General features: G+C 34.9%; 17 protein-coding genes. 16 read left to right on the top strand and 1 reads right to left on the bottom strand.

The features are described 5' to 3' along the window. The first annotated feature begins 17 nt into the window (after positions 1 to 17). The 4 genes from HJ01_RS14230 to HJ01_RS17905 all read left to right on the top strand — a co-directional run bounded on the left by HJ01_RS14230 (position 18) and on the right by HJ01_RS17905 (position 2,379). Positions 18 to 302, top strand: a complete 285-nt coding sequence (locus HJ01_RS14230) for a DUF3817 domain-containing protein (RefSeq protein WP_007139169.1) — start codon at positions 18 to 20, stop codon at positions 300 to 302. Further along, positions 295 to 1,551: a mechanosensitive ion channel family protein gene (locus HJ01_RS14225; protein ID WP_007139168.1), complete on the top strand. Its 1,257-nt coding sequence runs from the start codon at positions 295 to 297 to the stop codon at positions 1,549 to 1,551. Before HJ01_RS14230 ends, HJ01_RS14225 begins: the two co-directional genes overlap by 8 nt. Before the next feature lie 14 nt (positions 1,552 to 1,565). Then, positions 1,566 to 2,135 (top strand): GNAT family N-acetyltransferase, encoded by a 570-nt coding sequence (locus HJ01_RS14220; RefSeq protein ID WP_007139167.1) that lies wholly within the window; start codon positions 1,566 to 1,568, stop codon positions 2,133 to 2,135. A gap of 70 nt (positions 2,136 to 2,205) precedes the next feature. Beyond that, positions 2,206 to 2,379, top strand: coding sequence for an ACT domain-containing protein (locus HJ01_RS17905; protein ID WP_007139166.1), 174 nt, complete (start codon positions 2,206 to 2,208; stop codon positions 2,377 to 2,379). A 155-nt stretch (positions 2,380 to 2,534) separates the two neighbouring features. Here HJ01_RS17905 and HJ01_RS14210 read toward each other — a convergent pair whose 3' ends face one another. Further along, positions 2,535 to 2,921: an acyl-CoA thioesterase gene (locus HJ01_RS14210; protein WP_007139165.1), complete on the bottom strand. Its 387-nt coding sequence runs from the start codon at positions 2,919 to 2,921 to the stop codon at positions 2,535 to 2,537. 67 nt (positions 2,922 to 2,988) lie between these two features. Here HJ01_RS14210 and HJ01_RS14205 point away from each other — a divergent pair, with 67 nt between their 5' ends. The 12 genes from HJ01_RS14205 to HJ01_RS14150 all read left to right on the top strand — a co-directional run bounded on the left by HJ01_RS14205 (position 2,989) and on the right by HJ01_RS14150 (position 15,534). After that, positions 2,989 to 3,393, top strand: coding sequence for a hypothetical protein (locus tag HJ01_RS14205; protein ID WP_007139164.1), 405 nt, complete (start codon positions 2,989 to 2,991; stop codon positions 3,391 to 3,393). A 132-nt stretch (positions 3,394 to 3,525) separates the two neighbouring features. Then, positions 3,526 to 4,239: an esterase family protein gene (locus HJ01_RS14200; protein ID WP_007139163.1), complete on the top strand. Its 714-nt coding sequence runs from the start codon at positions 3,526 to 3,528 to the stop codon at positions 4,237 to 4,239. 58 nt (positions 4,240 to 4,297) lie between these two features. Further along, a complete protein-coding gene (locus tag HJ01_RS14195; protein WP_007139162.1) occupies positions 4,298 to 5,245 on the top strand; it encodes a RimK family alpha-L-glutamate ligase in 948 nt (315 codons plus the stop codon). Between the two features lie 131 nt (positions 5,246 to 5,376). Then, positions 5,377 to 6,483, top strand: a complete 1,107-nt coding sequence (locus tag HJ01_RS14190) for a carboxylate-amine ligase (RefSeq protein WP_007139161.1) — start codon at positions 5,377 to 5,379, stop codon at positions 6,481 to 6,483. Positions 6,484 to 6,527: 44 nt separating this feature from the next. Beyond that, the gene (locus HJ01_RS14185; protein ID WP_007139160.1) at positions 6,528 to 7,358 is read left to right on the top strand and encodes a type 1 glutamine amidotransferase; all 831 of its coding nucleotides are present in this window, start codon (positions 6,528 to 6,530) and stop codon (positions 7,356 to 7,358) included. A gap of 15 nt (positions 7,359 to 7,373) precedes the next feature. Continuing rightward, positions 7,374 to 8,564 (top strand): hypothetical protein, encoded by a 1,191-nt coding sequence (locus HJ01_RS14180; RefSeq protein WP_007139159.1) that lies wholly within the window; start codon positions 7,374 to 7,376, stop codon positions 8,562 to 8,564. Positions 8,565 to 9,048: 484 nt separating this feature from the next. Further along, positions 9,049 to 9,609: a gluconate 2-dehydrogenase subunit 3 family protein gene (locus tag HJ01_RS14175; protein ID WP_007139158.1), complete on the top strand. Its 561-nt coding sequence runs from the start codon at positions 9,049 to 9,051 to the stop codon at positions 9,607 to 9,609. Positions 9,610 to 9,661: 52 nt separating this feature from the next. Beyond that, positions 9,662 to 11,365 carry a GMC oxidoreductase gene (locus HJ01_RS14170; protein ID WP_007139157.1) on the top strand — a complete coding sequence of 568 codons (1,704 nt, stop codon included), beginning with the start codon at positions 9,662 to 9,664 and terminating at the stop codon, positions 11,363 to 11,365. A gap of 13 nt (positions 11,366 to 11,378) precedes the next feature. After that, positions 11,379 to 12,533, top strand: a complete 1,155-nt coding sequence (locus HJ01_RS14165; RefSeq protein WP_238531095.1) for a Gfo/Idh/MocA family protein — start codon at positions 11,379 to 11,381, stop codon at positions 12,531 to 12,533. Between the two features lie 10 nt (positions 12,534 to 12,543). Continuing rightward, on the top strand, positions 12,544 to 13,596 hold the full coding sequence (locus HJ01_RS14160; RefSeq protein WP_007139155.1) for a sugar phosphate isomerase/epimerase family protein: 1,053 nt from the start codon (positions 12,544 to 12,546) through the stop codon (positions 13,594 to 13,596). A 19-nt stretch (positions 13,597 to 13,615) separates the two neighbouring features. Then, positions 13,616 to 13,990, top strand: a complete 375-nt coding sequence (locus HJ01_RS14155) for a c-type cytochrome (protein ID WP_007139154.1) — start codon at positions 13,616 to 13,618, stop codon at positions 13,988 to 13,990. Between the two features lie 83 nt (positions 13,991 to 14,073). Then, the gene (locus HJ01_RS14150; protein ID WP_007139153.1) at positions 14,074 to 15,534 is read left to right on the top strand and encodes a Gfo/Idh/MocA family protein; all 1,461 of its coding nucleotides are present in this window, start codon (positions 14,074 to 14,076) and stop codon (positions 15,532 to 15,534) included. Positions 15,535 to 15,548 lie beyond the last annotated feature (14 nt).

The following is a 15,548-nucleotide window of genomic DNA, read 5'->3' as shown; positions in this document are numbered from 1 at the left end:
TACTTAAAAAAAATTAAATGCTCAAGATTTTTAAGATTACAGCAGTCCTAGAGGGAATTTCATATTTGGTATTATTTTCAAATATGCTTTTTATCAAGCCATCAAATTTCGAACTGTACCATACTTTATTATACCCTATTGGGATGAGCCATGGAGTCTTATTTATTGCCTACGTTTTATTGGCAATTCTTGTGAAAAAATCGCAAAAATGGTCACTAAAAACTTTAGCTATTATTCTAGCTGCTTCTTTAATTCCTTTTGGCGCTTTTTACGTTGAAAAGAAATACTTGAAAAATGTATAAATTCATCGAAAAAACATTTGGTTTCCTCTACCCTATTTTTCGAAAATGGGGAATGAGTTACAACTTTGCGTCCTATATAAGTTTGATTTTCAACATAGCTATTCTATGCTTATTGTCCTACGTTATGTATGTAGTGTTTCGTCTTATTTTGGTAACGGTTATGGTATTTATAGCCCAGAAAACCAAAACAAAATTCGATGATTTATTGGTCACCAATAAAACCGCTAAATACATCGCGCATCTTATTCCACTTTTATTTATTTATAAATCAGTTCCTATAATTCTGGCTAAATACGAATATTGGGAAGGTGTTTTTGGTAAGCTGGTAAGTATATATATCGTTGTTTTGGTTTTATGGATTATCAGAACTATATTTAATGCATTACGGGATTATTTAAAACTAAAGGCACGCTACAGCGACAAGCCCATTGATAGTTTCATTCAGGTTATCATGATTGTGCTTTGGATGGTGGGAATTACTGTAATCATCTCCCGACTTTTTGAGATCAACCATACAGAAATCCTAACTACTTTCGGAGCCGTATCTGCATTAATAATATTAATTTTCAGAGACATTATTCTTGGTTTTGTAGCCAGTGTACAGGTTTCGGTAAATGATATGATTCGAATAGGCGATTGGGTAACAATGGACAAATTTGGCGCTGATGGAGACGTAATCGAAATCAATTTAACCACTGTTAAAGTTCGAAATTTTGACAATACCACCACAACTATCCCAACGTATAGTTTGAGTTCTGATTCTTTCCAAAACTGGAGAGGAATGCTTAATTCTGATGGACGCCGAATTAAGAGACATATCCTTATTAAAACAAGCAGTATCCGTTTTCTTGAAGAAGAGGAGTTGTCGAAATTAAAGAACATAACCCTGATCAGTGATTATATTGATACCCAAAAAAAAGATATTGACACATTCAACATAAATAACTCTATTAATAAGGCACTTCCTATCAATGGTAGAAACCTTACTAATCTTGGTTTGTTTAGAAAATATATCACACAATACTTGCGCAGTCATCCGGCATTAAATCAAGAAATGATTATGATGTGCCGCCAATTACAGTCTACATCACATGGTGTTCCTATAGAAATTTACGCTTTTTCAAGTGATAAAAGATGGGAAAATTATGAGTACGTGATGTCAGATGTTTTTGACCATATTTTTTCATCGGTAAAGTACTTTGATCTAGAAGTATTTGAATTGCCATCAGAAAAAGAATATCTAAAATAAAAATTTGTATTACCATGAAGACGATAGAGTTGTTTAGCGAAAGATTAAAACTAAGGTTAATAGAGTCTTCTGATTTGAATGCTATCCATGCCTTACATTCCCTACTGGAAACCGATAAATATAATACACTGGGAATTCCAGATGATATTAAGGCTACTAAAAAAATTATTACTCCACAAATTACAGCTAATCAACAGCAGGATATTGTAAACTATACTTTTGCTATTGAAGAATTAAATACAGGAACATTTATAGGTTTACTTGGGTTCAACTTAGGTTCCAAAAAGTACAATAACGCAGAGGTTTATTACAAGCTGAATATAGATTATTGGGGAAAAGGATATGCAACCGAAGCCTTAAATTTAATTTTAGATTTTGGTTTTTATAACTTAAAACTACACCGTATTGCAGCAGGCTGTGCAATAGAAAACATAGGATCTATAAAAGTGCTTGAAAAAGTAGGCATGACACGAGAAGGCCATGCAAGACAAACGCTTCCTCTAAAATCAGGATGGTCTGATAATTATGAATACGCCATTTTAGAAACGGACGAGAGAAAAACAAGTAAACTGAAAGCTAATTAAACATTTTGAAATATAGCAACAGAAGAAAATTTGGAAACTTTATTAAAAACCATGAAACCCCAACATAATATTGGGGTTTCATGGTTTTTGTAGTATTCGTGACTTAAGGGATATTAAGCATGAGCAAGTAATTTTAGTTTTCGAGGAAAAAGAAGGAACCACTGTTGTCATCAAAAAAGAATTGGCAGATAATTTAAAATTAGACTATTCATTAATTTCTGCCTGGATTACTTTGACCGTCTAATCTTCCTTACAAGCAGTTGGGCTAACGGCGGATTTTTCTAATGTACTTGCTAAAAATGGCATTAGCTGTAATGTGATTGCAGCGTTTTTATCATGACCATATCTTTGTTGATCACAACGTCATCAATAAAGGAATGCAAATATTAGAGTAATTTTCTAATTAATTCGGTCTTTAACGAATTCAATCTGTGTTTTTCCATGAGCTTTTGGTTTTCCATCAGCTCCTAGGTTGACCATTGTAGTGCTGTCGATAGTAATAATCGTTTCACGAGTCATCATGTTTCGAACTTCACATTTAAGCGTTAGGGATGTTTTTCCAAACTTAGCAACAGCAATACCAATTTCGATAATGTCGCCCTGTTTTGCTGAACTTGTAAAATTAATTTCGGACATGTGCTTAGTAACCACTCTTGAATTTTCTAATTGGATAATGCTATATAAAGCCAATTCTTCGTCTATCCAAGCTAATAACTGACCGCCAAATAAAGTTCCGTTTGGATTCAAGTCTTCGGGTTTTACCCATTTTCTGGTGTGAAATCGCATATTTTTTATTTTAGTAATGCGAAAATAACACATCTCAGCTAATTTTTTTTTAATTTTAAAGAAAAAAATGACACAAAGAGATGTATTTTTAAAAGAATTCCGTGGAGAAACAATAGGTTCAGTAAGCATCCAATCCTCCTCTGATGAAAGCTTCCAAAATGAGGTGCTTCGTCCTATCCTCAAACTTCAAAATGATCTGTTCATTGCCTCTTTCAGGAACTATATAACCAAATATAAGAGTGATTTTTATTCCCAATCAACAGAGAAAAAATTAGCTGCAATAGAAAATTCAATCCAGAAAGATATTAAATATCGAAATGCTTTAAAGGGGATGATCATTGGATTATTTACTGCCGAAGAATACTCAGTATATATAAGAAACTCTTCCAGTCTTAACAAAAGAATGATGACCATGCTCATCGAAAGATTGCGAAGTCAAATACAATTGTTTGAAAGTAGCAGCGCTAAATAGTCTATTCCCATTATTATAGATGTTTACTAACTATTCCATAATTCTTTTGTTTAATAAGCTTAAAAACGGAATGTACTCGCTTTTTTATTACATTTATTAAATATTTTTTATTATAATTGTTAAAAATATATTATGAAAGAAGAGTATTTCAAATGGTATTCTCCTAACCTAAATAGAGAGATCGAAATGTTAGTTTTTGGACATTCCGGATACCCAGTGATTCTATTTCCCACTTCAATGGGAAGTTTCCATGAGAATAAGGATATGGGGTTGATAGATGCAGCTAAATGGTACGTAGAACAAGGGTTAATACAAATCTATTGTCCTGATAGTATCGACAAAGATAGTTTCTACAACAAGAACATTTACCCAATCCATCGTATAGAAAATCATGTGCGATACGATAAGATGATCTGCCATGAAATTGTAGAAAAGGTAAAAAACAATACCCCTGCTGGAAAGGTCATAGTTGCCGGAGCAAGTTTTGGAGGATATCATGCTGCCAATTTTGCTTTTAGACATCCTGGATATGTAAGTCATATGTTCTCGATGAGTGGTGCATTCAGTATAAAAAGTTTTATGGATGGTTTTCATAATGACGACGTATATTACAATAGTCCGGAGGATTATTTATACGGACTAAATGATTCCGAATTATGGAAAATGGATATTGTATTAGGAACTTCTAATTGGGACGTTTGTCTTGATTATAACTTGAAGCTCAGTAAAGTGTTAAACGATAGAAACATTCACAATTGGCTAGATATTCGCCAAGATAAAAAGCACGATTGGCCCGTTTGGAAAGAAATGTTTCCACATTACCTGTCAAGAGTCAAGTTTTTTTAGTCTTAGTCGCCAAGATCAAAAAATAAATAAAAGTATACATTAAGATAAAAATTTAAGAATGAAAAAAATTGGAATTTTATTTGGAATGGAAGACACCTTCCCGCAAGCATTTATAGATCGCGTAAATTCAAAAAACCCGAAAGGAATTATCGCAGAAGCGGTTTCAATTGACAAAGTGGTTCAAAATAAAGATGGTGAATACGCCGTCATCATTGACCGTATTTCCCAAGATGTCCCGTTTTATCGTGCTTACCTTAAAAATGCAGCTTTAACTGGAACCAATGTAATAAACAACCCTTTCTGGTGGAGTGCTGACGATAAATTTTTTAATAATTCATTGGCTGACACCTTAGGCGTACCGTTACCAAATACGGTATTGTTACCTTCTGCACAACACCCAACAGATACATCAGAAAAATCATTTAGAAACCTTACGTTTCCTATGGATTGGGAAGGGATTTTTGACTACATAAAATTCCCTGCATACATGAAGCCTTACGCTGGCGGTGGTTGGAAAAATGTCTACCGCCTTGAAAATAAAGAAGAGTTTTGGGAAAAGCATCAGGAAACAGGACAACTTGTAATGATGCTTCAAGAAGAGATCGTTTTTACGGAGTATTTCAGAGTTTATTGTTTAGGTCGTAAAGCGGTTCGAATTATGCAGTACGAGCCGAGAAATCAACCTCATTTGCGCTATGTATTAGATGGACCACCAACTGATAAGAAATTATTAGCTACGGTTAAAGACTATACATTGAAACTTTGCGAAGGTTTAGGTTATGACTTTAATACCGTAGAATTTGCTGTTCGTGATGGTATTCCGTATGCCATTGATTTTGGAAATCCTGCTCCAGATGCAGAGTTGACTTCTGTAGGTGCTGAAAATTTTGAATGGGTAGTTGAAGAATCAGCTAAAATGGCTATCGCTGCAGCAAAAAAACACAAACCTGGCAAAATGAATTTGACTTGGGGAACTTTTATGAAAGATGCAGTGGCGGGTAAATAAAATAACTAAGAGGAATCAGTGAGCCATAGCCCTGTTTGAAGTTCAAATGCCGCTTTTTACGCCGATTGAAACAGAAAAAAGGGTTCGAGCGTCACAAGCTGATGAAGTAAAAAGCTCCTAAAAAATTTAAAATGAAAAAACTACCTGCTTTCACACTTGGTGTTGAAGAAGAATATCAAATTATAGATCCTGAAACAAGAGACCTTCGCTCCCATTTGTCAAAGATTGTTGACGGAGCCAAAATAATATTGAATGAACAGGTGAAATCAGAAATGCATCAATCTGTTGTTGAAGTGGGCACAAACATTTGTAAAAATGTTGCTGAAGCCGAAAAGGAAATTAAGTTTTTAAGAACCAAAATTGTTGAATTAGCTGATAAGCAAAATTTAATCGTAGGTGGAGCTGGAACGCATCCATTTTCCAAATGGCAAGACCAACCGATAACTGATGATCCGCGTTACCATAATATCGTAAATGAATTACAAGATGCCGCGCGTTCCAATTTAATTTTTGGAATGCATTGCCATGTGGGAATTGAAAATCGCGAAATTGGTCTGCAATTGATGAATCAAGCCTGCTATTTTTTGCCACATATTTTTGCGCTATCCACTAACTCTCCTTTTTGGGAAGGGAGGCAAACAGGTTACAAATCTTTTAGAACTAAGGTTTTTGACAAATTTCCAAGAACTGGACTGCCAGAATATTTTGACTCGCTTGCCTCTTACGATAATTTCTTGGACACCTTAGTAAAAACGAATTGCATTGACAACCCTAAAAAAATATGGTGGGATTTACGTTTGCACCCCTTTTATGACACCATTGAATTTCGTATTTGCGACATGAGTTTAACGGTGGAGGAGACTATGTGTATTGTATCTGTAATACAAGCAGTTGTAGCTAAGTTATACAAACTAAATTTAAACAATATGAGCTTCAATATCTATCGATTAGCTCTTATAAAAGAAAATAAATTTCGCGCTGCCCGTTATGGAATCGAAGGACATATGATTGATTTTGGACTACAAAAAGAAGTAGAAACAAGAATGTTAATATTAGAACTATTGGATTTCGTAGACGATGTAGTCGACGAATTGGGAAGTCGAGAACATATTAATTATGTGCACCAAATCTTGAAAAATGGAACAGGAGCAGCCAAACAACTGTCTGTTTTTAAAGAAACAAATGACCTCACAAAGGTCGTAGATTTCATAACTGACGAATTTACCAAAGGGTTATGATATATTAGATTATATTTGCAATCCACTTTTATTAGAGAATATCCATGAATAACAAGACCTTAACAATCGCTATTTTAGACATGTACGACGGTGTGCCGAATCAAGGAATGCGCTGTATTATTGACATCGTAAACAGGTTTAATCCTTTTGTGAGCCTCAAAATATTTGATGTCAGAGGGAAGTGTGAATTGCCAGAAATTAACAAATTTGACATCTATATATCTACAGGAGGTCCCGGAAATCCATTAATTGGCGATGGTGATTGGGATATAAAATATTACGAATTTATTGATGCATTGAGCAAATGGAACATTGAAAATCCGGTGAAAAAGCATGTTCTATTTATTTGCCACTCTTTTCAAATGGCTTGTAAACACTTTGGTCTAGCTGAAATTACTAAAAGGAATGATACTTCATTTGGGGTTATGACAATGCACAAAACCAAAGAAGGACTTACAGATCCTCTTTTTGCAAGATTAGATGATCCTTTTTATGCAATAGATTCTAGAGATTATCAGGTAGTTCAGCCCAAATTAAGTGTTTTTAAAAAGAAAGGCGCAAAAATAATTTCTTTAGAAAAAATCAGGGACCACGTTCAATATGAACGTGCTATAATGGCGGTACGTTTTACAGACTATTTTGTAGGAACTCAATTTCACCCTGAAGCAGACCCTGTAAGTTTTATTTCCCATCTAAGAAATAAAGAAGTCAAAGAAAAAATAAGAGATATGAAGGGGAAAAGAAAGTTTCGCAATATGCTTGAGGACCTACTCGATGACGACAAAATATACCGTACTAACGAAACTTTAATTCCTAATTTTCTTCGCTCGGCAATAAATGACTTGCTGCAGACTAAGAAAACAATGTCCAATTAACAATTCTTTTTTTCTATGATTCCAAAATATCGAAAATTATTCAATGCCCAATTTACAGAAAAGAAATATCAGGAACTCAAAGATGATATTGCTTCCGATTTTGGTTACGAACCCACTTTTCGATTGGCGGAAACACCTTTTTTCATCTCTAATGCGTTAAAGTCACAGCTTATTGAAGGTTGTAATGAGGTTATAGCTTTAATTCAGAAAGACGATTTTAAATCACTTACTGACAAATCATTAGAATTAAATCATAAAGTACCTAATGAAGACGATCACAGTACTTTTCTAGCTATAGATTTTGGAATATGTGAAGAAGATGGTGGTATTATTCCAAAGTTAATCGAAGTACAAGGATTCCCTTCCTTGTTTAATTACCAGATGAATTTGTTCGAAAAATTCAAAAAACAATATCCCATTCTGGACGAGTTGACACCATTCATAAATGGGATTAGCCCAGAAGAATATCTCCACATTCTTGAAGATGTAATCTGTAACAAACACCCTAAAGAAAATGTCATTCTCCTTGAGATTGAACCCGAAAAGCAAAACACTAAAATTGATTTCTATTACTGCAAACGAGATTTGGGGATTCCTACGGTTTGCGTCACCGAACTAATCAAAAAAGGAAAACAACTTTTTTATACAGATAAAAACGGTACTGATATTCTTGTAAAGAGGATATACAATCGGGTCATTTTCGATGAACTAGATTTACGGAAAGATTTGAAACTAAACTTCCATTTCTCAGACGAACTTGAGGTGGAATGGGCAGGACATCCAAATTGGTTTTTTAGGATTAGTAAATTCATATTGCCTTTTTTGAAGGGGAAATATTTCATTGAAACCACCTTATTGAGCGAATTAACGGAAATTCCTGAAGATTTAGAAAACTACGTTTTGAAGCCCTTGTTTTCTTTTTCGGGAACAGGTGTGATTTTCCATGTTAGAAAGGAAGACATCGATGCAGTTGTTGAAAAAGAACTCTACATCCTTCAGAAAAAGGTAAAATATATTCCTATTGTACAATCACCTGAAGGGAAAGTAAAGGCAGAAGTCCGCGTCCTTTGCGTCTGGAAAAAAAATGATCCCGCACCTACTCTACTTTGCAACCTAGTTCGATTGAGTAGAGGCGAAATGATAGGCGTTAAATTCAATAAAGATAAAAATTGGGTTGGCGGTACTATAGGATTGTTTGAAAGATAGGCGCCAGTTTGTTTGTATGTGGATTTTCTTTTGCTTACTAGTACAATATTTTTCTTTTTTTAAACTATTTTCCTTCTGATTTAGTAGCTTTCTTTTAGACTATTTTCTGAGATCTTTTTTTTGCACTCCTTTTCAAGATTTCATATTCCTTATTGTTTCTTTTTTAAGCAATGAGATCCAGATGTCGCTTTTATTAAAAATTTTAACAAGGTAAATCTTAAATATATTGTACTTGTAGTGTGTGTTTTTGACGACAAAAGCAGTCATAAAATATTTTCCCGTTGAATAAATGATAATTTTAAACAATCTCACTTCAAAAAGAATAGAAATATGCATGTAAAACGTAATTATTTGTAATAATTTGATATTTATTTTAGATATTAACGTACAAAGCTAAGATTACAATACTAATTTTAGTAATATTGAAAGAATGTATGAATTACATATTTACTAAAAAAAAAACACATTTTTAATAATTTAGCAAATGGATAGAAGAAAAGCACTAAAAAACGTGGCATTTTTACTCGGAACTGCCCTCTCCTCCTCTACAATTGGAGTTTTATTCGAAAGTTTTACACTACCCGAGGATGAAAAAAATCAAGTGTTTTTTTCAGGTACTGATGAAGAGATTTTAGCCGAATTTGCTGATATTATTATTCCAACTACTAAACTCTCCCCGGGAGCTAAGGCAGCTGGTGTTGGGACTTTTATTCCAATGATGATAAGAGAATGTTATCCTCCAGTAATGCAGCTTGCATTCTCTTCAGGTTTAAAAGAAATGGAGTCAAAAGCTTTGAAAGACTACAATCAGAACTTTCTGTCCCTTGGTATCGATCAAAGACAAAAGTTAGTTGGAGATTTAAGAACAGAAACAATTGAAAAAAAAGAACCTTATTCTTTCTTTACTATAGCAAGAGATTTAACTCTTTTGGGGTATTTCTCTTCTGAGATTGGTTGTACTCAAGCACGTGAATATTTACCAATTCCTGGGAAATATGATGGAAATGCTGAGTATAAGCCTGGGCAAAAAGCTTGGGCCACATAATTCCTATTTCGACAAATAGAAAATCTACATATCAATTAAAAAAATAAGGAAAGTGAATATAAATACTAATTTAAAAGAACAAAATACCTACGATGCTATTGTAATTGGATCTGGGATTAGTGGCGGTTGGGCTGCAAAAGAACTAACTGAAAAAGGTTTAAATGTATTGATGCTCGAACGAGGCATGAATGTAGAACATATAAAAGATTACGACTCAGCAATGAAAGCTCCTTGGGAGTTTGAACACGCAGGGAAGTTAACTGAAGAGCAAAAAAGGACCCATCCGGTACAAACTAGAGATTATCCGTATCAGGAAGCTAATGAGAAATGGTGGGTAAATGATTTAGAATGCCCTTATACTGAGGACAAACGTTTTGACTGGTATAGAGGTTTTCAGGTAGGTGGAAAATCTTTAACATGGGGTAGACAAAGTTACCGCTTTAGCGACCACAATTTTGAAGATAATAAAAAAGATGGTCATGGAAATGACTGGCCAATACGCTATAAAGACCTTACTAAATGGTATGATTATGTAGAACAATTTGCAGGTATAAGTGGTCAGGCCGAAAACTGGCCATTACTTCCAGATGGTAAATTTTTGCCACCAATGGATCTGAATTGTGTTGAAAAATCAGTAAAAGAACGTATTGAAAAGCATTACAACAAAAGCCGTATCCTAACTATTGGACGTACTGCTAATTTAACTGTGCCTCACAAAGGTCGAGGAAGCTGTCAGTATCGCAATCTTTGTAGCCGCGGATGCCCATTTGGTGCTTACTTCAGTACACAATCTTCGACTTTGCCAGCAGCAATGGCTACCAAGAGACTAACTGTTAGACCCTATTCTATTGTTAATCACATCATCTACGACAAAGACACTAAAAAGGCAAAAGGGGTTATGGTTATTGATGCGGAAACTAATGAAAGTATCGAGTTTTATGCCAAAATCGTTTTTGTAAATGGTTCTACTCTAGGATCAACCTTCATTTTATTGAATTCAACTTCAGATGCTCACCCTAATGGATTAGGAAATGCCAGTGGTCAGTTAGGTCATAATTTAATGGATCACCATTTTCGTTGTGGCGCTTCAGGAAGTGCTGAAGGTTTTGAAGATAAATACACTTATGGTCGAAGAGCAAACGGAATCTATGTTCCAAGATATCAAAATGTAGGAAACGATAAAAGAGATTATTTAAGAGGATTTGGTTACCAAGGAGGTGCCAGTAGAGGTTCTTGGCATGAAGAAGTAGCTGAATTAGAGTTTGGTGGTGATTTTAAAGACAAACTGAGTTTTCCTGCTGACACTTGGAGTATGGGACTAGGTGGTTTTGGAGAAATGTTACCCTACTATGAAAATAAAGTATACATCGACCATTCTAAAAAAGACAAATGGGGTCAGTCTGTGTTAGCCATTGATTGCGAATACAAAGAAAACGAGAAAAAAATGCGAATTGATATGATGAACGATGCCGCAGAAATGCTGGAAGCATCTGGAATCAAAAATGTAAAAACCTTTGATAATGAATGTTATCCAGGTATGGCTATTCACGAAATGGGAACAGCCAGAATGGGTAATGATCCTAAAGACTCTGTTCTAAACAAATGGAATCAAATGCACGAAGTTAGTAACGTATTTGTTACAGATGGTTCTTGCATGCCTTCTATTGCTTGTCAAAATCCTTCTTTAACTTTTATGGCTTTGACTGCGCGCGCGGCAGATTATGCGGTAAGAGAATTAAAAAAAGGAAATATCTAGGAATTACAGGCTTATGAGAAAATTAAAAATGGGAATGATTGGCGGTGGAAAAAATGCTTTTATTGGTGCTATTCACCGTATCGCTGCTAACATGGATGGATTAATTGAACTTCATTGCGGTGCTTTTAGTTCTAATCCAGAAACATCTATAGAATCGGGAAGAGATTTATTTCTTCCTGAATTAAAATGTTATGGCTCATATCAAGAAATGTTAGTTACTGAAAGTAAGCTTCCATTAGGGGAAAGAATGGATTTTGTATCTATTGTTACGCCAAATTTTGCCCACTTTGCACCTGCTATGATGGCTTTAGCACATGGTTTTGATGTTATGATTGACAAGCCAATGACTTTAAGTCTTGATGAAGCCAAGCAAATACAACAAAGAGTAAAAGAAACAGGGCTTAGTTTGTGCCTTAGCCACACCTACTCAGGTTACCCGATGGTTAAACAAGCAAGAAAAATGGTTGCTGAAAATCAGCTTGGAAAAATCCGTAAAGTAATGGTCGAATACCCACAAGGATGGTTAAGTACTTTGACTGAAAAAGACGGAAATAAACAGGCAGCTTGGAGAACTGACCCTGAAAAAAGCGGCATTAGTGGTTGTATGGGAGATATTGGAACACACGCAGCACAACTGGCTGAATACATTTCTGGTTTGAAAATCACTCAATTATGCGCTGATATTAACATTGTTGTCGAAGGTAGAAAACTAGATGATGATGGAAATGTATTACTGAAATTTGACAACGGTGCCAACGGTATTCTGGTAGCCTCACAAATTGCTAGTGGAGAAGAAAATAGTTTAAAAATTAAGATTTATGGAGAAAAGGGTGGTTTAGAATGGCATCAAATGGAACCCAATACACTATTGGTAAAATGGCCCGATGCACCTGCTCAAATTTATAGAGCTGGTAACGGTTATTTATCTAATAATGCACAGTTCAATTCGCGCACTCCTAGTGGACATCCAGAAGGGTATTTAGAAGCATTCGCTAATTTATATAAGAATTTTGCTTTGACATTATCAGCAAAATTAAAAGGAAAAGAACCAACGGAAGAAATGCTCGATTTCCCTAATGTTGAAGATGGTGTACGTGGAATGGCTTTTATTGAAAATGTAATAGCCTCAGGTAAATCAGACCAAAAATGGTTTGAGTTTAAAATTTAAAATAAAAGAAATGACAACAATACAAGGACCAGCTGTATTTTTAGCACAATTCATTAGCGATGAAGCCCCTTTTAACTCTTTAGATGGAATTTGTAAATGGGCTGCTGATTTAGGATTTAAAGGGATACAGATGCCAACACTAGATTCTCGTTTTATTGATTTACAAAAGGCAGCAGAGAGCATGACTTATGCCGATGAATTAAAAGGAAAAATCGCATCTTATGGTCTAGAAATAACGGAATTATCAACTCACTTACAAGGTCAATTAGTTGCCGTTCATCCTGCCTATGATGACCTATTTGATGCTTTTGCTCCTGCAAATGTGCATGGAAAACCAAAAGCTAGGCAAGAATGGGCCGTACAACAATTGAAATATGCTGCCAAAGCCTCTAATAATTTAGGGTTAAATGCACATGCTACTTTTAGCGGATCTTTACTTTGGCAATATTTCCATCCTTGGCCACAACGACCAGCAGGTTTAGTAGAAGAAGGATTTGCTGAATTAGCCAAACGTTGGATGCCTATATTGAATGAATTTGATCAAAATGGTGTTGATTTATGTTACGAAATACACCCAGGTGAAGATCTATTTGATGGAGAAACCTATGAAATGTTTTTAAAAGCGGTTAATAATCATTCTCGTGCTTGTATTTTATATGATCCCTCCCATTTTGTGCTACAACAATTAGACTACATTCAATACATCGACTTTTATCATGAACGTATCAAAGCGTTTCATGTTAAGGATGCCGAATTCAATCCTACCGGAAAGCAAGGAACTTTTGGCGGTTACCAAAGTTGGTCAAACAGAGCCGGACGTTATCGTTCTCCTGGTGATGGCCAAGTTGATTTTAAGACAATCTTCAGTAAACTATCACAATATGATTTTAAAGGTTGGGCCGTAATGGAATGGGAATGCTGCATCAAAAATCAAGAAGATGGTGCTCGCGAAGGAGCTGAATTTATAAAAAATCACATTATAAAAGTAACCGATAAAGCTTTTGATGACTTTGCGTCGGTTAATAGTAGTCAGGCTTTTAATAGAAAAATTTTAGGATTGTAGAATTTAAAATAGAAACAAAATGAAAATAAAACATTTGTTATTAGCTCTTGCCATGATTGGTCTAACCTCATTCTCTAATGAAAAATTAGAAGAAACTTATATTAAGCCTTCAAAAACAAATAGTTTTAAAATTCAAATTTCAGATGGTGAGAAATTAATAGCTAAATCGGACTGTATGGGTTGCCACAATAAAGATAAAAAAGTGGTAGGTCCCTCCTATGTCGATATCGCCAATAAGTATGCAGCAAACGATAAGAATATCAATTATTTATCTGGAAAAATCATAAAAGGAGGTTCAGGTGTATGGGGAAGTTTACCAATGGGAGCTCATGCTTCTTTAACCAAAGAGGATGCTAAATCAATGGTAAAATACATCTTAACTTTAAAAAAATAAAACTAAGAATTGATTCATTTGATTTCAATTCCTTCATTATCGCATACATGTTTTTATATTATTAATTCTCTTAAGTAGCAAACATGAAAGAAGAACAAGAAAAAAAAACTAAAGTCATTCAAAATAGACGTGATTTTATAAAAACGGGCGCTATGGCGGCCGCAGCATTTATGATTGTTCCTCGTCACGTATTGGGAAGAGGTTTTGTGGCTCCCAGTGATCGGCTATTGATTGCTAGTATCGGTGTTGGAGGCAAAGGACAGTCAGATATTGCTATGTTTGATAAAAGTGGAAAGGCAAATATTTCTTTTCTATGCGATGTCGATGACAGAAGAGCTGCTAAAAGTGTAAACGTTTTTCCAAAAGCAAAATATTATAAGGACTGGCGCGAAATGTTTGATAAAGAACATAAAAATTTTGATGCTGTTTCTGTAGCAACACCAGATCATAATCATGCCATTCAAACTTTGGCTGCAATGCAATTAGGTAAACATGTTTATGTTCAAAAGCCACTGACTCATGATATTTATGAAGCACGCATTTTAACTGAGGCTGCCAAAAAATATAAGGTGGTTACTCAAATGGGAAACCAAGGTGCTTCAAATGATGGCACACGAATAATGAAAGAATGGTATGAAGCAGGACTAATCGGTGATGTACATACGGTAAATGCTTGGACTGATAGGCCTGTTTGGCCTCAAGGAATTCCTTGGCCCGGAACTAAAAGCAATGTTCCTGCAGCACTAGATTGGGACTTATGGTTAGGAACTGCTCCTTATAAAGAATATGTAGACAAATTAGTACCTTTTAACTGGCGTGGTTGGTGGGATTATGGTACAGGAGCTCTAGGTGATATGGGCTGTCATTTAATTGAAGCTCCGTTTAGTGTACTAAATTTAAAATATGCTAAAGATGTACAATGCAGTGTAGGATCAGTATATGTCGATGAATTTAAAAGAGGATATTTTCCAGAAAGTTGTCCACCTTCAAGCCATGTCACATTAACATTCCCAAAAACGGATAAAACCAATAGTGATGTTAGCTTGCATTGGATGGATGGTGGAATCCAACCGGAGAGACCATTAGAATTAGAGCCTAATGAAATCTTTGGTGATGGAGGTAACGGAACTTTATTTATTGGTACAAAAGGCAAAATGATGTGTGATACTTATGGACTTAACCCACGTTTACTGCCTCTTAGTAAAAATGAAAATCTAAAAATAGCTTCCAAATATAACAGAGTTCAAGATGGGGCAAATGGACATTACAAACAATGGATTGAAGCTTCTATTGCTGGCTATGGAAAACAAGAACTAAGTTCTCCATTTGAAATTGCTGGCCCACTAACAGAAGCTTTATTGATGGCCAATTTAGCCATAAGAGGTTATGATATTCAAAAAGAAGTGAATGGCAAAATTAAATATCCAGGTAGATCTGTAAAGTTATTGTGGGATAATGAAAACATGAAAATTACCAATTTTGATGATGTAAATCAATTTGTAAAAAGAGATTATCGTCAAGGCTGGAAAAATCTTGTACTTTAAAAAATCACTGTTAA

It is taken from the genome of Flavobacterium frigoris PS1 (genome assembly GCF_000252125.1).
GTDB lineage: Bacteria > Bacteroidota > Bacteroidia > Flavobacteriales > Flavobacteriaceae > Flavobacterium > Flavobacterium frigoris_A.
This window is presented reverse-complemented; position numbering and strand designations above follow the sequence as displayed.